The sequence below is a fragment of the Rhizobium albus genome, from assembly GCA_030160035.1.
Taxonomy (GTDB): domain Bacteria; phylum Pseudomonadota; class Alphaproteobacteria; order Rhizobiales; family Rhizobiaceae; genus Georhizobium; species Georhizobium albus.
The window spans coordinates 221,720-238,265 of sequence record BSNO01000003.1 but is presented as its reverse complement, the minus strand read 5'-3'; the positions used below and the strand labels follow the sequence as shown (position 1 = coordinate 238,265).

The 16,546-nt window shown below is 62.4% G+C and carries 18 protein-coding genes; 8 read left to right on the top strand and 10 right to left on the bottom strand.

What is annotated here, in order from left to right; all coding sequences use genetic code 11:
* Positions 1–56 precede the first annotated feature (56 nt).
* A complete protein-coding gene (gene sciP, locus QQL76_RS08955) occupies positions 57–332 on the top strand; it encodes a CtrA inhibitor SciP (protein WP_126011690.1) in 276 nt (91 codons plus the stop codon).
* Between the two features lie 208 nt (positions 333–540).
* Positions 541–1,137 (top strand): acyl-CoA synthetase family protein, encoded by a 597-nt coding sequence (locus tag QQL76_RS08950; RefSeq protein WP_499207327.1) that lies wholly within the window; start codon positions 541–543, stop codon positions 1,135–1,137.
* 97 nt (positions 1,138–1,234) lie between these two features.
* Here QQL76_RS08950 and QQL76_RS08945 read toward each other — a convergent pair whose 3' ends face one another.
* Positions 1,235–1,591 (bottom strand): flagellar export protein FliJ, encoded by a 357-nt coding sequence (locus QQL76_RS08945; RefSeq protein WP_126011694.1) that lies wholly within the window; start codon positions 1,589–1,591, stop codon positions 1,235–1,237.
* A gap of 474 nt (positions 1,592–2,065) precedes the next feature.
* On the opposite strand from QQL76_RS08945, the gene ctrA reads away from it, so the two are divergent.
* Positions 2,066–2,767, top strand: coding sequence for a response regulator transcription factor CtrA (ctrA, locus tag QQL76_RS08940; protein WP_404862753.1), 702 nt, complete (start codon positions 2,066–2,068; stop codon positions 2,765–2,767).
* Between the two features lie 66 nt (positions 2,768–2,833).
* On the opposite strand, the gene QQL76_RS08935 is transcribed toward ctrA, so the two are convergent.
* Both QQL76_RS08935 and chpT read right to left on the bottom strand, forming a co-directional pair.
* Complete coding sequence (locus QQL76_RS08935; RefSeq protein ID WP_499207326.1) at positions 2,834–3,199, bottom strand: response regulator; 366 nt, start codon at positions 3,197–3,199, stop codon at positions 2,834–2,836.
* A 142-nt stretch (positions 3,200–3,341) separates the two neighbouring features.
* Positions 3,342–3,983, bottom strand: coding sequence for a histidine phosphotransferase ChpT (gene chpT, locus QQL76_RS08930; RefSeq protein WP_126011700.1), 642 nt, complete (start codon positions 3,981–3,983; stop codon positions 3,342–3,344).
* A gap of 241 nt (positions 3,984–4,224) precedes the next feature.
* Here chpT and QQL76_RS08925 point away from each other — a divergent pair, with 241 nt between their 5' ends.
* Positions 4,225–4,767, top strand: coding sequence for a DUF1134 domain-containing protein (locus tag QQL76_RS08925; protein ID WP_245451581.1), 543 nt, complete (start codon positions 4,225–4,227; stop codon positions 4,765–4,767).
* Positions 4,768–5,018: 251 nt separating this feature from the next.
* The gene (locus QQL76_RS08920) at positions 5,019–6,215 is read left to right on the top strand and encodes a coiled-coil domain-containing protein (RefSeq protein ID WP_499207325.1); all 1,197 of its coding nucleotides are present in this window, start codon (positions 5,019–5,021) and stop codon (positions 6,213–6,215) included.
* 24 nt (positions 6,216–6,239) lie between these two features.
* Here the strand turns inward: QQL76_RS08920 and QQL76_RS08915 are convergent, their stop codons facing one another.
* Positions 6,240–7,070 carry a TrmH family RNA methyltransferase gene (locus tag QQL76_RS08915; protein ID WP_499208340.1) on the bottom strand — a complete coding sequence of 277 codons (831 nt, stop codon included), beginning with the start codon at positions 7,068–7,070 and terminating at the stop codon, positions 6,240–6,242.
* Between the two features lie 8 nt (positions 7,071–7,078).
* A complete protein-coding gene (locus QQL76_RS08910) occupies positions 7,079–7,471 on the bottom strand; it encodes a hypothetical protein (protein WP_499207324.1) in 393 nt (130 codons plus the stop codon).
* Between the two features lie 42 nt (positions 7,472–7,513).
* Here QQL76_RS08910 and QQL76_RS08905 point away from each other — a divergent pair, with 42 nt between their 5' ends.
* Positions 7,514–8,551 (top strand): RluA family pseudouridine synthase, encoded by a 1,038-nt coding sequence (locus tag QQL76_RS08905; protein ID WP_499207323.1) that lies wholly within the window; start codon positions 7,514–7,516, stop codon positions 8,549–8,551.
* Between the two features lie 200 nt (positions 8,552–8,751).
* Entirely contained in the window at positions 8,752–9,657 is a 906-nt protein-coding gene (gene rpoH / locus QQL76_RS08900; protein ID WP_499207322.1) for an RNA polymerase sigma factor RpoH, read from the top strand.
* 24 nt (positions 9,658–9,681) lie between these two features.
* Here the strand turns inward: rpoH and QQL76_RS08895 are convergent, their stop codons facing one another.
* The 4 genes from QQL76_RS08895 to QQL76_RS08880 all read right to left on the bottom strand — a co-directional run bounded on the left by QQL76_RS08895 (position 9,682) and on the right by QQL76_RS08880 (position 14,694).
* The gene (locus QQL76_RS08895; protein ID WP_499207321.1) at positions 9,682–10,269 is read right to left on the bottom strand and encodes a YceI family protein; all 588 of its coding nucleotides are present in this window, start codon (positions 10,267–10,269) and stop codon (positions 9,682–9,684) included.
* A 32-nt stretch (positions 10,270–10,301) separates the two neighbouring features.
* The gene (locus QQL76_RS08890) at positions 10,302–10,880 is read right to left on the bottom strand and encodes a cytochrome b (protein ID WP_499207320.1); all 579 of its coding nucleotides are present in this window, start codon (positions 10,878–10,880) and stop codon (positions 10,302–10,304) included.
* Between the two features lie 67 nt (positions 10,881–10,947).
* A complete protein-coding gene (locus QQL76_RS08885) occupies positions 10,948–13,326 on the bottom strand; it encodes a hypothetical protein (RefSeq protein WP_499207319.1) in 2,379 nt (792 codons plus the stop codon).
* A 69-nt stretch (positions 13,327–13,395) separates the two neighbouring features.
* Positions 13,396–14,694, bottom strand: a complete 1,299-nt coding sequence (locus QQL76_RS08880) for an adenylosuccinate synthetase (RefSeq protein WP_499207318.1) — start codon at positions 14,692–14,694, stop codon at positions 13,396–13,398.
* 214 nt (positions 14,695–14,908) lie between these two features.
* On the opposite strand from QQL76_RS08880, the gene QQL76_RS08875 reads away from it, so the two are divergent.
* Positions 14,909–15,796, top strand: a complete 888-nt coding sequence (locus tag QQL76_RS08875; RefSeq protein ID WP_126011718.1) for a DMT family transporter — start codon at positions 14,909–14,911, stop codon at positions 15,794–15,796.
* 10 nt (positions 15,797–15,806) lie between these two features.
* On the opposite strand, the gene QQL76_RS08870 is transcribed toward QQL76_RS08875, so the two are convergent.
* On the bottom strand, positions 15,807–16,304 hold the full coding sequence (locus QQL76_RS08870; protein ID WP_499207317.1) for a GNAT family N-acetyltransferase: 498 nt from the start codon (positions 16,302–16,304) through the stop codon (positions 15,807–15,809).
* Positions 16,305–16,546: the final 242 nt, after the last annotated feature.

Genomic DNA, 16,546 nt, shown 5'->3' with positions numbered 1-16,546 from the left:
TAAACGTCGCGGTCTAGATTTGAATTTCAGGTCACGTGTGTGTGTAGAGAGTCCGAATGACCGATATGGTACGGCCCCGCGTCAAGTATGTCATCGGCCCCGACGGGTCGCCGCTGACGGTTGCCGATCTTCCACCCGCCAATACGCGGCGGTGGGTGATACGGCGCAAGGCTGAAGTCGTCGCTGCCGTTCGCGGCGGCCTGCTCAGCCTGGAAGAAGCGTGCGAGCGCTATACCTTGACGGTCGAAGAATTCCTGTCTTGGCAAGCTTCTATCAACGATCATGGCCTTGCCGGCCTGCGCACGACCCGCATCCAGCAATACCGCCACTAAGTCCAGTCAGCCTCGTCCGCTCCTCGATCACGGCCGCCCAATCATGCGTGGCCGTGACGACCGTTCGCAGCCAAAGCGAACCGATGCGGCATGGCGCAACGTCTCTTCCTGACATCCTGAACGAAGCCTGAACCGCACCGTTCGCGGTCGATTCAGCGTGGCTCTGCTATCTCCCGATCATCGACACGATGAAACCAAGGAGATGGACATGACTGTTTCGAAGACGCGCAACCTGATCGCCATCGGCACCGCCCTCACCCTCGGTGCGAGCATTGCTGCCGCAACGCCGGCGCTAGCCCAGAGCGGCTGGTTCACGGGCGATCGCGATCAGATCACCCGGCAGATGAACGAGGCCGCGGCGCGCTACGACCTGCAGCCGGTCGCCTACATCGAAGCCGATGACGACGAGTTCGAGGCTTATACCCAGGACGCTCGGGGCAACCGTGCCAAGATCGAACTCGATCGCTACGGCAATGTCGACGAGGTCGAGATCAAGTTCGAGCGCCGCGCCAAATTCGTCGGCAATTATGCCAGCGAAAGCGAAGTGCGCCAGTCGATCGAGGATGCGGGCTACAAGTTCGTCGCGCTGGTCGATCGCAAGAAGCGCCACTACGAGATCATGGCACGCGGCGCCAATGACGAGATGGCCGAACTGCACGTCGATTTCAGCGGGGCGATCTCGAAGGTGAAGTATGAGCCTGCCAAATTCGGTTCCGAACGGGGATGGGCACCCGAAGATCCGGCAGAGCGCGAACGCGCTGAGCGCCAGGGTGGGCCTGCTGCCGGCTTTGCGCGAGGCAACTGATCAAGCACAAGCCTGATCGACACGACAATGGGCGCCCCGGCTTGGGGCGCCTTTTCCATTTTGATCGGCGACTACGTGTCGCCGAACGGTCTATCCGTTACCCGGCGCGGCCGAGACGCTGCCCCGCGTCGCGCTCTTCCAGCGCAGCAGCCTTGGCATAATCGGCGTCGGCTTCCTCGACGGCCAGTTCAGCGGCATCTCGCTGGACCTTCAATTCCCGCAGCGATCCGAGAAGATTGTCCGCCCGCTTGCGCGCAGCCTTGGCGAAGGTCGGATAGGCGAAATGGTTGGTGTCGGTAATACCCGCCTTCTTCTCTTCAGCGACGATCTGCTGCTCCAATTCCGCGCACATGCGCTCCAGCTCCCCCATCATGGTGCCAATCTGGGCCAGTTGGCGGCGTTTCTCGTTCAATTGAAATGCCTTCAAACGAACAAGACTCTCACGTGATTTCATGACGCAATACTCTCCGAACACGAGGCCTCTGCGCCAATGGCGCCACCGGCCGAAAGTGCGCCGGTGCGGGTATTCCCCACCGCCCCCGATGCCACATCGCCCGCCGCCGAAAGAAATCTCCGAAATCTTAACAAAAACCTGACCTCGGTAACGTTTCGTTTACGGGCATCGTTAATCATAAGGACGACCATTTAAGGCTCGGTAAATGGCGGCGGCGAATGAGCGCCAGTTCGTCATTGACGAGTCGGTAGAGTCACTTAGCGCGATTCGCTCACATGAACGGTGAGCGGTCGCGGGAATATTTCCTATTAGAATTCAGTGCTCTGATGCTGAATTTTAACAGGCAGGAAACCGGTTGCCAGACTGAATCGGAATTTGTTAACCATTCGCTGGCAATCTTGGACACAGGCAACGACTGGATCCGTTCCGTCTCGGCTTGGCCAGGGCTGCGGGGCGGCGGAAAAGGGGATAAATATGCGGGTTCTACTCATCGAGGACGACAGCGCGACAGCGCAGAGTATCGAACTGATGCTGAAGTCCGAGAGCTTCAATGTTTACACGACCGATCTCGGCGAAGAGGGCGTCGACCTCGGCAAGCTGTATGATTACGACATCATCCTGCTTGACCTGAACCTGCCCGACATGTCCGGTTACGAGGTGCTGCGCACCCTGCGTCTGTCCAAGATCAAGACGCCGATCCTGATCCTTTCCGGCATGGCCGGCATCGAAGACAAGGTTCGCGGTCTCGGCTTCGGCGCTGACGACTACATGACCAAGCCGTTCCACAAGGACGAGCTGGTTGCCCGTATCCACGCTATCGTGCGTCGCTCCAAGGGTCATGCGCAGTCGGTCATCACGACCGGCGACCTGATCGTCAATCTCGATGCCAAGACCGTCGAGGTCGCCACCCAGCGCGTGCACCTCACGGGCAAGGAATACCAGATGCTGGAGCTGCTTTCGCTCCGCAAAGGCACGACGCTCACCAAGGAAATGTTCCTCAACCACCTCTACGGTGGGATGGACGAGCCTGAACTGAAGATCATCGACGTCTTCATCTGCAAGCTTCGCAAGAAGCTCGCCACGGCCGCCGGCGGCAAGAACTATATCGAGACTGTCTGGGGCCGCGGCTATGTGCTGCGCGAGCCGGATGACGCGGAAGTCCGCGAAATCGCCTGATTTCTCCGCCGTCTCACTGCATTGAAGCCGCCTTCGGGCGGCTTTTTGCGTCGAGGGGGCGGTGTTTTAGGCGACGGCCTTGCTCAGATGTCCGAAAACGGAGGTCAGGATGCGGCGATCGAAAGGCTTGATCAGGAAGTCGTCGGCACCGGCGCGCTTGCCCTGCATCATCGACTTGAGATCGGCTTCGACGAGGCAATAGTAGATCCGAACGGCGGCGCCGCCGGGCAGCTGACGCACTGCGCCGATGATTTCCAGCGCATCGGGCATGGTTGCATCGACGATCAGGATATGGGGCAGCTGCGCCTGGCAGTGCACCAGGGCCTGGTGACCCGTATCAGCTTCGGACACGAGAAAGTCGAGGCCGGAGAGAATGCGCTTGGCGACTTTCCGGATGACGGACGAATCATCGACGATCATGAGACGCTGCATGGCACGATCCCTTTCTGTCGGCTTTGGACCTAAACGTCCAGCCGTTCTTGATGGATCGTACCTTAACGCGCTCTTGCGAATATTCTCTCAACGTACAGGCTTAACGGTTGCTTGCCGAAGCGACGCAGGCAACCGGCCGGAATCAGACCGGTTCGGCCACGAAAGTGACCGCTTCACCATCGGACGAGGCGCTGATTCGCATGCCAGCCTCGTCTGCGAGCAGAACCGTGTAATAGGGCTGGATCGAATGGGCGTCGACCGGCTCGTCCAGTTCGCCGGAATGGATTTCCAGGAACTTCGGCGGCACGCGGACCATGCGGCCCTTCGAGATCAGACGGAAGCGCGGCGTCGTCTCAAGATCTTCCAGGTGGATGTCGATGTTGCCACCGCGCGGGATCGCGCCATAAGCCACGAGGAACAGGTTCAAGAGCAGCTTGACCTTGTTCTTGGGGATGATCGCGCGCGGGCCGTTCCAGGTGATCGTGGTCTTGGCATCGGCGCCGACATAGTCTTCGGTCGCCTTCTGCGCTTCGCCGGTGTCGATCGAGGCACCGACCGAACCGGATGCACCGAAGGCCAGACGGGCGAACTTCAGACGAACCGACGCATTGAGCGCGCTCTGGCGAATGAGGTCCATCGCCTCGACATCGGCACCGCCTTCATCGAGAAGCTCCAGGCCGTTGTTGATCGCACCAACGGGCGAGATGATATCATGGCACACCCGGCTGCAGAGAAGCGCGGCGAGATCCGGCCCGGCAAGTGTGAGATTCGGATTTCTGGACATATCTTCTCCATGCGACGTGGCGACGATCAGATCGGGGCGGGGCCGAAACCTAGTGCGCGAAGCTGGTGCCAAGGTGACGCGTGAGGCTCTTCCCCGTCACCCCCTTTGATCCGATTTTAGGTAAACCGTTTCTTAATCTGACGCGACGAAAATGCCGCTTCGTCCCTTTCCGGGTCCATCGAAGGAGAGTTTGATGTCGAGGATGCTTCTCGTCGCCCGCCGGGTTCTGTTCGCCATCGCGATGATCGCCGGCGCGTTCGCTTATTCCTTGCCTGCCAACGCACAGCAGCAGCAAGATTCCGGTGAATACAGCATGCAGGAGATCGTCGACGCCGGTCACGATTTCTTCGGCTCGACCTCCGGCGGTCTCGCCAAGGTCATCGAGCAGGCATTCCAGTCCTATGGCCTGCCCAATGGCTACGTGCTTGGCGAGGAAGCCGGCGGCGCGTTCATCGGCGGCCTGACCTATGGCGAAGGCCAGCTGCACACCAAGAACGCCGGCAGCCACAATCTCTTCTGGCAGGGCCCTTCCCTCGGTCTCGATTACGGCGGCCAGGGCGCTCGCACGATGATGCTCGTCTACGACCTGCCGAGCATCAACGGCGTCTATGGCCGCTTTGCCGGCGTCGGTGGGTCGGCTTTCGTGGTTGCGGGCGTCGGCATGCAGGTGATGCGCCGCGACCAGGTTCTGCTGGTTCCGATCCGCACCGGCGTCGGTGCGCGCCTCGGGTTGAACATCGGCTACCTGAAACTGACATCGTCGCCGACCTGGAATCCGTTCTAAGGCTTGGCTGTTTACCCGACGCTTACCATTGGAAGCGTTATGGCGGGACGGAGCGAGCCCGCGTGGGGCTCGCAGCTGCGCCAGTTGGCGTTGCAATTATTGCCTTGAAAACAGTGCGGTAGCGGTAAGCCGCTTGCCGGGTTGGGGATTAACCTAAACCGACCCTCACCTTTCTCGGTGATTTCTTTTGAAACCGTTTTGCGATAGACCAGTTTCGGGTAGGGACACCCTCTTATTGGTCTGACGCAACCATGGTCGAGTTTGTATTGCTCTTTGCATTGGGCTTCTTGTCAGCCCTGCTGCTCGGCCTCGTCCTGGCGCCGGCCGTATTCGGCCGAGTCGTGCGCTACACCGAAAAACGCGTTTACGCGACCGTCCCGATCAGCAGCCGTGAACTCAAGGCCGCCCGGGACATGGAGCGCGCCGCGTTTGCGGTCGAGAACAGCCGCGTCTCCATTTCTCTTCGCAACGAGCGCGATCGCCGCGTGGGCGAATCTAAAAGAGCGGACGAGCTGGCGAGCAAAGCGGGGGCTATGCGCGGCGAGATTTCCGAGCTCACCCAGCAGATCAACGCCTTGAGCATCGACGCCGCCGATCTTCGGTCTTCCAACCGTCAGGAGCGCGAGCGCGCGGATGCGCTGCGGCTCGCGCTTTCGGAGACGGAAGAGCGGCTTTCACGCGTGGAAGAAGAGCGACGCTCGCTCAGCAGCAGCACACGGCGCCTTTCAAGCGATCTGGAGGCAATGCGCATCGACCTTGCCACCCGTGAGACCGAATTGGAGAGCCTCCGCTCCTCGCTCGATATGGCTGTCGAAGAGCGTCGGCGCCTGCGCGACGCTACGAATGCTGCCGAAAGCCGCAGCAAGGACCTGCAGTTCCGCCTTGAGCGCGAAGAGGGCCGCAGTGCAGCGCTCGAGGCTCGTCTCACCGAAAACCTTGCGAAGATCGTCGATCAGGAAAGCACGATCGAGCGGCGCACTGCCGAGATCGCGCGCCTGCGCGACCGGCTCAAGACTGCGACGGCCGATCTGCGTGCACTCGAAAAAGCCGGCCAGAAGCTCAATGAGGAAAGCCGCGTGGCGCTGAACGGCACCGAACAATCAAAGGGCCTGCCGATGGAGATCAACGGACAGTCGAACGACGCCTCCAGCGAAGACAGCGCTCAGGCCTCCAAGATTGCCATCAGCCAGCGCGTCGAACGCCTGCGTGCACGCCACACCGCTCTCGTCGACCGGCTCGTCGCTGCCAACGACAGCGACGGCGACCAGGAACTGAGAAGCGAGATCAAGGAAATCGCTGCAAGCATGATCAGCCTGACGGCCGCCCGCGAAGGCGCCTCCTCGCCGATCTACGCGATCCTCAGCAATGTCGAAGCAGAACAGGGCGCCAATTTCGACGCCGCACGGCAAAGCCTTGGCACGCGGGCCGCGGCGCAGCTGCACGATTAGATTTTCGAGCCGTTCGCCGGCTGGCTAACCCAGCCGTCCCATCTTCAGCGCGAGATCGTGAAGCGCCAGCGCTGCTGCCGTCGCCAGATTAAGGCTGTCGACGCCCGGCGCTTGGCGAATGCGGACGCTCGATGTGCGGCTTAGGAGCGCAGCCGGTAGCCCCTCGCCCTCGGTGCCGACGACGATCGCCAGGCGCTTGGTCGGCACGACGGCCTCGATCGTCGTTTCGCCACGAGGAGACAGGGTGAAGATCGTGAAATCCTCCGCAGCCAGTTTTTCCAGCAAGCCCTCGGCCGTTTGCGCGCGCGCAAAAGGCACACGCAGCGCATGGCCAACCGAGACGCGGATCGCCTTGCGGTAAAGCGGATCGCAGCTTTGCCCATCCAGGAGCAGCGCATCAGCGCCGAAGGCGGCAGCATTGCGGAACAGTGCACCCATATTGTCGTGGTTCGAAATCCCGACCGCGACCAGCACCAGAGCGCTTTCCGGCATTGCGGACAGGAGAGACGCGCTCGTCACCGGATCAGGTACGCGTCCCAGTGCCAGGACGCCGCGATGCATGGGAAATCCCGTGATTTCATCCATCACGGTGCGCGGAACGACCATCAGCGGCACGTCGTCTGGAAATCGCTCGAGCAGGCTCGCGATACCGGCGAGCCGGTTTTCCAGAACGAGCAGCATTTCAGCCGATGGCCTTCCGGGCTTGCCGTGGACATCGGCCAGCACGTTGAGCACCACGGTGCCTTCCGCCACGAAGCGCTGCTCGCGCCCGACCAGATCCCGCTCGCGGATATTGCGGAACGGCGCGACACGAGGGTCGTCGGCGTCCTCGATGCGGATCAGACGCCGGCCGATCGACGCGTTCATTGACCGATCGAGATCTCTGCTACGATGCGATCCTCGACGATGTCGAAGACGTAGGCCATCGATGCGCCCTCCCCGCTCGTGCCGAAGAAGAGAATGCGGCCTCCGTCGAGCGAAACCGTGGAAACCGTGAAGCCAGCCGGCAAGGTCGCTTCCGCTGTTGCGACCGCACCTTCGGCAGGGAAGATCGTGTCTCCGGACGACGGCATCGCCACCTCCGCCTCGTCCGTTTCGGAAATCCGATAGACAATGGCGACCAGCACGGCCATAACGCCGATGAACATGATGCCGATGGACACGGCAAGGAGGCGCACCATCTTGCGCCGAACCTTTTCAACCTCCGGATCGAGCGGCTGTTCTTCAAGCTCCGGCGGCGTTTCCATCTTCGACATCGTCAACCCTTCACGCGGCGAAGCCGCCTTTCATTCAGTGTCATGGCCGAACCCTTTAACGAAGCGACATCCGATAAGAAAGTGCTGACGGCGGGCGAAGAGGCCAGTGGCCGGCTGGATGTGTGGCTTGCCGCCGAGTTCGGCGATGACCTGTCGCGCAGCCGCCTGAAGGCCCTGATCAAGGAAGGCGCGGTGACGTTGAATGGCGCGCCCGCCACCGATCCGCACAAGAAGATCAAACCAGGCGACACCGTAGTGGTCGACATTCCGCCGGCGGAAGATCCCGAGCCGCAGGGCGAAGCGATCCCGCTCGACATTCTCTATGAGGACGACGATCTCATCGTCATCATGAAGCCGGCAGGCCTTGTGGTACACCCGGCGGCCGGCAACTGGACGGGCACGCTGGTGAACGCGCTGATCCATCATTGCGGCGACAGTCTTTCCGGCATTGGTGGCGTGCGCCGGCCGGGCATCGTGCATCGGCTGGACAAGGACACGACCGGCGTAATGGTGGTCGCCAAGAACGACGCCGCCCACAAGGGTCTCGCCGCGCAGTTCGCGGACCATGGCCGTACGGGCAGTCTCGAGCGCGCCTATGTTGCGCTCGTCTGGGGCCAGCCGGACCGGATGGCGGGGACGATCGACGCGCCGCTCGGGCGCAGCAATGACCGGGTACGCCGCGCCGTGCGCAAGGATCTGAGCGGCGACGCCCAGGAAGCAATCACCCATTTCCGCGTCACCGATCGCTTCGGCGCCGCCAATGACGCCACGGCCTTGGCAAGCCTTGTCGAATGCCGCCTGGAAACGGGCCGCACCCACCAGATCCGCGTGCACATGACCCATATCGGCCATCCGCTGATCGGCGATCAGGACTACGGCGCTGCGATGCGGACGAAGTCAAACCGGCTCCCAGTCGATCTCAAGGCCAAGGTCGATAGCTTTCCCCGCCAGGCGCTCCACGCATTCCTCCTGGCGTTCGAACACCCTGTGACGGGTGAGGATTTGCGTTTCGAAGCGCCCGTGCCCGCGGATCTCGCCGGCCTGATCGAAGCGTTTCGGGAAATTCCTAAGGTCAGCTGAAACAAACGGCACGATTGGCGGTCACCGTCATAACCATTGACGGAGCGTTCACGCATTCGCGTTCGCGGTAACACCGCTTGATCCGCGTTTCGGCCGTAATTATCTCTAAACTCAAAGCATGTCGGTCGACAGACGACATGACATGATTGGCCCGCCCGAGCGCATGTGGGGGGCCAAAACCATTTGGAAAGGGTGCTCACATGGCCCGCAATACATTGCCATCAATTTCGTCCGGTGAAGGCGGCCTCAACCGCTACCTCGAAGAAATCCGCAAGTTCCCGATGCTGCAGCCGCAGGAAGAGTACATGCTCGGCAAGCGCTATCAGGAGCATGGCGATCGCGAAGCTGCTCACCGGTTGGTGACCAGTCACCTTCGTCTCGTTGCCAAGATCGCGATGGGCTATCGCGGTTATGGTCTGCCGATCGGCGAAGTCGTTTCCGAAGGCAATGTCGGCCTCATGCAGGCCGTCAAGAAGTTCGATCCGGAACGTGGCTTCCGCCTGGCGACATACGCCATGTGGTGGATCAAGGCGTCGATTCAAGAGTACATCCTGCGTTCGTGGTCGCTCGTGAAGATGGGCACGACTGCCAACCAAAAGCGGCTGTTCTTCAACCTGCGCAAGCTCAAGGGCAAGATGCAGGCGCTGGAAGAAGGCGATCTGCGGCCTGACCAGGTTTCGCACATCGCCACGACCCTCAACGTCTCCGAGGACGAGGTCGTGTCGATGAACCGCCGTCTCTCCGGCGATGCTTCGCTCAACGCACCGATCCGCGCAACGGAAGGCGAGTCTGGCCAGTGGCAGGATTGGCTCGTCGACGACAGCGAAAGCCAGGAAGACATGCTGATCGAGCAGGACGAGCTCGACGATCGTCGCTCCATGCTTGCCGGAGCGCTCAATGTGTTGAACGACCGCGAGCGTCGTATCTTCGAGGCCCGCCGGCTTTCGGAGAACCCGATCACGCTGGAAGACCTTTCAGGCGAGTTCGACATCAGCCGCGAGCGCGTGCGGCAGATCGAAGTCCGTGCTTTCGAGAAGGTGCAGGATGCGGTGAAGAAGACCGCCGCCGAGCGCGCCAAGGCTCTCCGCGTCGTCGAAGACGCCTAAAATCCCAAGCCAGCGATGCGCCGATCAACGGCGCATCGTTTCCAGTTGCATGTCGAAGCGGACGACGTTCGAGTAAATAGGCGTGCCGACTTCCATGCCGAAGGGCGACCGCATGATGTCGCCCGTTACCCGAAACTGCAGCGACCCCGGTCCCTCGCCTGTCAGTGCCACGTCGAAATCGGCTTCGGCGCTCTTGCCGCGTGCCGTGACGATGCCGTGGACGACCGCCGTATCGGGCCCGGTCAGCCTGACGTCGATCGATCGGAAACTCACGACGTCATAATGTGCGGTATCGAACACCGCAGCCGAGCGCAGAAAGTCATCGATGCGCTGCTGGCCGGTCGACACACTCTCCGGATAGAGATCGAAGACGACGACTGAGCGGGATGGATCGGCGGCATTCAGCTGCAGCGTTCCGGTGAATGTCGCGAACTGGCCGGCGATGCCGCCGCCGCCAACCTGGTCGACCGAGAACCGGATCTGCGAATTGTCGGCCACCCGGTAGCTGCCCGCCGCCTCCTCCAACGTGATCGCGAATGATGGTGAGACGGCGGTAGGGCCATATAGCGTCGCACCGGCGACAGCCATTGCTCCGATTACCCACGCACGCATGGCAACATCCTCCAGAGCTTGATCCCTTTGTTCTACCGGTCGTTTCCGGCAGATTGGCGGCGCCGCGGCAGCATTCGCGTCATCGTGCCATCCCGCCACAGGAATTGGTGCATGAGGGCGGCAGCAATGTGGATGGCGACGATGATCGCCGTGCCATAGGCGAGCCAGCGATGCACAGCGATCGCCCGCCTTTCCGCCTCGTCGCCGGGAACGAGCGGCAGATGCGGCACGACGACAAGATTGAAAGCGAAGGTCGGGATGGCAAGCGGCGAAACAGACACGATGATCCATCCGGCAAGCGCGATGAGGATTGGGGCAAAGAGCAGGTAGCGATGCACCACGCCTGCCGCTAGCGCTGAACCATGACCGGTCAGGTCCACTGGCCTAGTTTCAACCAGCACCCAAACCAGCCGCAGCGCGCTCAAGAAGAGAAGCAGAAGGCCGAAGCTCTTGTGCCACTGATAGGCCCAGAAGGTCGCGACAGCTGTTTCCGGCAGAATGCGTGTCATGGCGACGCCGAGCAGGATCTCCGCCAGGAAGACGATTGCGATCAGCCAGTGAAGGCCGATCGACACGCTGCCATAGCCCTCTCGGTCGTTCCGCAACCGCATGACGCACAGCCTTCAAGCACTGAACTGATCTCGTTCAGCGACCGGCCATGTCCAGGCGGTACCGGTCTTAGCCGGCGGAGCTGCCGGACCGGCGCTGCCAGATTTGGATGGCGCGATTGAAGACGTCGGCGCCGGCCGTGCCCTTGTCGAGCGTTAGCAACGCACGGCGGCCATTGCCGTAGACGACCGGAATGTCGATCCATTCGCGTTCACGCATGAGCTGCAGATTGGTCGCGACGGCCTCTGCATAGTCGTTCAGTGCCACCATGAAGAAGTCGTCGGTGATGCGCGCCGGAACAGCGATCAGCTCGTTGCCGCGGTCCTGCTCGGACTCCTTGAAGGCGACGCGCTGTACCGACTCGATGCCACCGCCCTCGAACGTCGCAGGCAGCGAAAAGACCAATTCGATCAGGTGGCTCGCCGGCAGCGAAGGATCGGCATTGCGGCGAATGGTGATGAGCGCGGTCAGGTCCTTTTCGGGAACCGAAATCTCGCCGCGGATGGCTTCTTCCGGCTGTGCGTCGCCGCCAGGTGACTCCGTCACGATGCTCCAGACGACGTTGCCCTCCAGCGCCGTCGGTCCGCGTTGGCCGATGCGCTCCTCGTAAAGGAACATGGACTGGCCGACGCTTGGCTGACCGTCGTTTTGCTGAGCCACTTCCTCTGCATCGCTCGGCTGTGTGGCGGCATCGGTAGCGGCATCGCTCTGGGCAACCTCCTCGGGTGAAATCTCGTCGGCAAGCGACTCGAGATTTTCCGGCGTGCTCGCTTCGGTCTGGAGTGCAACAGACCGACCTTCGGGCGTTTCCTCAGGCTCGCCGCCGGGGCCTTCCTGCCGCTCGCTGCCATCCGTCATCAGCCGCTGCGTGAATTTCTCGACGCCTACCGCCTGCGCCGGCTCTTCCTGGACTGGAGCAGGCGCGGTCGCGACTTCTTCCTCGGCGGGCGCCACTTCGGTCTCGGGATCGGTGGCGATTTCCGGCTCTGCGGGGGTCTCGGTCGTCTGGGTATCGCCGCCGTCGAAGAGCGCAACGAGAGCGTCGCGCTGGGTATATCCGGCAAAGGCCAGGCTCGCGACGATCAGAAGCGCGACCACGGCAATGATCAGCGGTCGCTTGCTGCCGCTTTTCGGAACGGCGCGATGGGTGCGGCGCGGCTGGACGGGCGGGGTCGCCGACGGCCGCTCCTCGCCTGCCGCGACGGTCAATTCCTCATCGAGCCTGGCAGCAGGGCGCAGTTCGGGCTTTGCACCCGATCGCGCGGCGTCGCCGGCGGGCTCCTCGCCTTGGGCGCGCCCCTGCGCTTCCCATTCAGCAGCAAACAGATCTTCGGCGGGCTGATCGGTGTTGGGCGCTGCGTTGTCCGGCCGGCCTGCCTCGGCTTCAAGCCACTGGTTCAGCACATCGTCCTGTGACTGGGCGGGCGTCCAGGCTGCGGCTGCCGCTGCGGCCACCACCGGAATGGCCGGAGCCGGGGCGTCCGATCTGTCATCTTCGGTGGGTTCGTCAAGCTCCGTCTCGAAAACTGGCTCGGCAGGCGGCGGCGCAGCGATTTCGTCCGTCGACGCGGCTGTCACCTCGTCCACAGGCTCGATGGCGACGGGCTCGACATGTTCCGGTGTTGGCGGTGTTTCTTCGATCGGTTCAGGTGCAGCTTCGGCGACACTCGGTGCCTCGACCGGTTGTTCCTCGTCCTTGCGCGCCGTCGGGAAGCCGGACTGGTAACGGCTTGGACGGAAACCACCTTCGTTGGCTTGCTTTTCGGCGACAGGCTCGGAACCGCGCGGCGGCATCGGGAATGTCGGCGCACGCCCTATCGCGTAGCTGCCAAACGGAACCGGCGTGGGCTGCACGGCTTTCGCCGTCTTTTCGCCCTCGACTGGACCCTGCGGGGCGGGCTGCGCGGGCTCTTCCTGAACGGCGTCGACGGGCTCGTCTTGCGCCTCGGAAACCGGTGCATGCCATTCATCCTCAGCCACCACGGCCGGCTCTTGCACCGAAACCGGCTGATGCTCCTGCTCGACGATGACTGGTTCCGGTTCGACGACGACTGGTTCGGGTTCGACGGCAGCCACGGGCTCGGGCTCGGGCTCGGGCTCGGGCTCGGGCTCGGGCTCGGGCTCGGGCTCGGGCTCGGGCTCGGGAACCTCTTCCACTGCTGGCCCCGCCGCAAGCGGTTCCTGCGGCGCGTTCCAGTCCTCGTCGGTGAAGACCAGATCTTCCTCGTTCAGGACCGGCTCGGCGTAGTCGGCTTCCACCTTTGCGACGGCATCTTCGAGCTTGGCAAGCTGGCTCTCGATCGCCTGATCGGAAGGCCGCGGCGACATGTTTTCGAGCTGCCGCCGAACAGCGGTTCTTGCCTTGTCATAGACACGCGCGCGCATGTCCGGCGACTTTTCCGCCAGACCGTCAACGGCACGTTTGATGACTGCTACGAAGTCCGCCATTCGGAAGCTCTGTCTTTCTTGTCGGCCGCCGGTAAATCCGTGCGACGCACTGCGTCCCTGGTCCGCAAACTAGTCTTCAAACGGATCGGTCACAAGTATCGTGTCATCGCGTTCCGGGCTGGTGGAAAGAAGAGCGACAGGTGCACCGATAAGTTCTTCGATGTGGCGCACGTATTTCACTGCCTGCGCGGGAAGATCGCTCCAGCGCCGGGCGCCGACCGTCGATTCCTTCCAGCCTTCGAGCGTTTCGTAGATCGGCTTGACCCGAGCCTGAAGACCCTGGCTGGCCGGCAGGTAATCGTAGGTTTCACCATCCAGCTCGTAGCCGACGCAGATCTTCAGCTCATCGAGACCATCGAGAACGTCGAGCTTGGTGAGCGCGATGCCGGAGATGCCGTTGGTCGCAACGGACTGGCGCACGAGCACGGCATCAAACCAGCCGCAGCGGCGCTTGCGCCCCGTGACGGTGCCAAACTCATGGCCGCGTTCGCCGAGGAAGTTGCCAATCTCGTTCTGCTGTTCGGTCGGGAACGGACCTTCGCCGACGCGCGTGGTGTAAGCCTTGGTGATGCCGAGCACATAGCCGACGGATCCCGGGCCCATGCCCGATCCGGCAGCGGCCTGGCCGGCCACCGTGTTGGACGAGGTCACAAACGGATAGGTGCCGTGGTCGATGTCGAGCAGCGTTCCCTGCGCACCTTCGAAAAGGATGCGCGCGCCGCGGCGGCGTTCGCGGTCGAGAAGCCGCCACACGGCTTCGCTATAGGGCAGCAGGCGCTCGGCAACGGTCTTCAGCTCGTCCAGGATAACGTCCTGGCTCACTTCGGCCTGGCCGAGGCCACGGCGTAGCGCATTGTGGTGCGTCAGCAGACGATCGACCTTGCCGGGCAGGCTCTCGAGATCTGCCAGATCCAGCACGCGAATGGCTCGGCGGCCGACCTTGTCTTCATAGGCCGGGCCGATGCCGCGGCGCGTCGTGCCGATCTTGGTGCCGGTGTCGTTGGCCGCGTCCTCGCGCAGACCATCCAGTTCGCGGTGCAGCGACAGGATGAGCGTTGCGTTCTCGGCGATGCGCAGGTTCTCAGGCGTAATCGTCAGGCCCTGGCCGGCCAGCTTGTCCATCTCGCTCAGCAAAGCATGTGGATCGATGACGACGCCGTTGCCGATGACGGCAAGCTTGCCCTGGCGCACGACGCCGGAGGGCAGAAGCGACAGCTTGTAGACCTTTCCGTCGATGACGAGCGTATGGCCGGCATTGTGCCCGCCCTGAAACCGCACGACGATATCAGCTCTCTCGGAGAGCCAGTCCACGATCTTGCCCTTGCCCTCGTCGCCCCATTGCGAGCCGACCACAACCACATTCGCCATCGGAACCCTTTCAGCGGTACTTGCGGCCGAGAATCCTCGCCGCAGCCAAATCGCCGCATCTATAGTCACTCGGATACGGGAAAGCGACCCCATGCGGCAGGCTCTCCCGGATTGCAACCGTGTTGGACATCTGCCCTTCCCTCAGGGGCACCGAAGCGTCTAGAAGACGCCCACACAGTGCGGTTTCGAAGACCGCGTCCAAGGACAGCCACCCGTGCAGCGTCGCGCTTATATCCTTTTGACATTGACCGCATTGATCTGGGGCGCAAATGCCGTCGCCGGCAAGCTTGCAGTCGGCCATGTGAGCCCGCTGCTCCTCACGCTCTTCAGATGGCTGTTTGCGCTTCTGGCGGTTCTGCCCTTCGCCTGGCCGCACATAAGGCGCGATCTGCCCGTCATCCGCGAGAACCTGACCTATCTGATGCTGCTTGGCGGCGCAGGCTTCACGGGCTTCAACGCCACGCTCTATCTCGCGCTCAACTACACCAGCACCATCAACGCGGTGATCGAGCAGGCCGGCATGCCGCTCATCATCTTCGCCGCAAACTTCATCCTGCTGCGCATCGCGGTCAGCAGCCTGCAGATCATCGGTTTTGCCCTGACGCTGGTCGGTGTCGCCGTGACCGTCTCGGGTGGCGATTTTAACGCGCTTCTCGCCTTGCAGCTCAACCGGGGCGACGCGTTGATGCTGGTCGCCATCGTCTTCTACGGTGGCTACACAGTTGCGCTTCGCTGGAAGCCGCCGATCCACTGGCTGAGCCTGATGGCGGTTCTCTGCCTCGGAGCAGCGCTCGGTGCCCTGCCCCTCGCTATCGCGGAAGCGGCGACCGACAGCATGATCACGCCGGATGCGACCGGCTGGGCGATCATTCTGTTCACGGCGATCCTGCCCTCACTCGTGGCTCAGGCGCTCTACATCCGCGGAAACGAGATCATCGGCGCCAATCGCGCCGGCCTGTTCGTCAATCTGGTGCCGATCTTCGGAACCGTGCTCGCGGTCGCTGTCGTGGGTGAACAGCTTTATCCGTTCCACCTGGTCGGGCTGGGGCTCGTTCTCGGCGGCATCGCGATCGCCGAAAAGGGCAAGCCCAAGGTTGCTTAAGGCCTGAAGATCAGGCTCGGCGCTCCATGTAGATCGCATCATCGCCATAGCTTGCGATGCCGTCAGGCCCCGCTTCCGGCTCCATCGGCTCGAAGCCCTGGGCGCGCCAGAAACCGCCTGCGCCATTGACCGCCACCAGTGCCACGTCGTCCAGGCCTGCGGCCCGCGCCGCTTCTGCCGCAAGCCGCACGGCTTCGCGTGCCGCGCCAAAGCCGCGTGCCTCTTCCAGCAGACTGAGATCATGGAGGTACCAGCAATCCGGGCTTTCCGGCAGCGTGCCGATCGTCTGGTTCAGCGCCGGCGGGCGGCCCTTCATCCACGGGTGCCCGACAAGATAACCGACGATCACGCCGTCCATTTCCATCACGAAGCAGCCATCGGGCGCCAGCGCGAGTAGCTCGTGGAAGATCGCCGGTTCCTCCGGATATCCCGCAAGCGCAATGGACGAAATTTCGGCGATGTGCGGAACGTCATCGGGCACGGCGCGGCGCCACTGATAGTTGGGCATTTCAGGTGGCTCCAAGTCTATATCAGTTGAGCTGCTTATCGCGCGAAGATGATCGCGGCAACCTTCAGGAATGCGAGCTAAGCTTTGCTTAACCCTTTGCATCGAAGGTGCATTAAGGGTGTGGGGCTCGCTATCTCGACTACAGGTTCGCAACTCGGCGACAGCTTCGGACGTGGTTTCCGCGGTCGCTCAGTGCCGAGGCATCAAGCCGATCCCGCGGAATCGATGACCGATTTCGGCGA

Bases quoted from the DNA above. Each gene is read 5' to 3' on its own strand.
- sciP (WP_126011690.1), top strand. From the start codon at position 57: ATGACCGATATGGTACGGCCCCGCGTCAAGTATGTCATCGGCCCCGAC.
- QQL76_RS08950 (WP_499207327.1), top strand. From the start codon at position 541: ATGACTGTTTCGAAGACGCGCAACCTGATCGCCATCGGCACCGCCCTC.
- QQL76_RS08945 (WP_126011694.1), bottom strand. From the start codon at position 1,591: ATGAAATCACGTGAGAGTCTTGTTCGTTTGAAGGCATTTCAATTGAAC.
- ctrA (WP_404862753.1), top strand. From the start codon at position 2,066: ATGCGGGTTCTACTCATCGAGGACGACAGCGCGACAGCGCAGAGTATC.
- QQL76_RS08935 (WP_499207326.1), bottom strand. From the start codon at position 3,199: ATGCAGCGTCTCATGATCGTCGATGATTCGTCCGTCATCCGGAAAGTC.
- chpT (WP_126011700.1), bottom strand. From the start codon at position 3,983: ATGTCCAGAAATCCGAATCTCACACTTGCCGGGCCGGATCTCGCCGCG.
- QQL76_RS08925 (WP_245451581.1), top strand. From the start codon at position 4,225: ATGATCGCCGGCGCGTTCGCTTATTCCTTGCCTGCCAACGCACAGCAG.
- QQL76_RS08920 (WP_499207325.1), top strand. From the start codon at position 5,019: ATGGTCGAGTTTGTATTGCTCTTTGCATTGGGCTTCTTGTCAGCCCTG.
- QQL76_RS08910 (WP_499207324.1), bottom strand. From the start codon at position 7,471: ATGTCGAAGATGGAAACGCCGCCGGAGCTTGAAGAACAGCCGCTCGAT.
- QQL76_RS08905 (WP_499207323.1), top strand. From the start codon at position 7,514: ATGGCCGAACCCTTTAACGAAGCGACATCCGATAAGAAAGTGCTGACG.
- rpoH (WP_499207322.1), top strand. From the start codon at position 8,752: ATGGCCCGCAATACATTGCCATCAATTTCGTCCGGTGAAGGCGGCCTC.
- QQL76_RS08895 (WP_499207321.1), bottom strand. From the start codon at position 10,269: ATGCGTGCGTGGGTAATCGGAGCAATGGCTGTCGCCGGTGCGACGCTA.
- QQL76_RS08890 (WP_499207320.1), bottom strand. From the start codon at position 10,880: ATGCGGTTGCGGAACGACCGAGAGGGCTATGGCAGCGTGTCGATCGGC.
- QQL76_RS08885 (WP_499207319.1), bottom strand. From the start codon at position 13,326: ATGGCGGACTTCGTAGCAGTCATCAAACGTGCCGTTGACGGTCTGGCG.
- QQL76_RS08880 (WP_499207318.1), bottom strand. From the start codon at position 14,694: ATGGCGAATGTGGTTGTGGTCGGCTCGCAATGGGGCGACGAGGGCAAG.
- QQL76_RS08870 (WP_499207317.1), bottom strand. From the start codon at position 16,304: ATGCCCAACTATCAGTGGCGCCGCGCCGTGCCCGATGACGTTCCGCAC.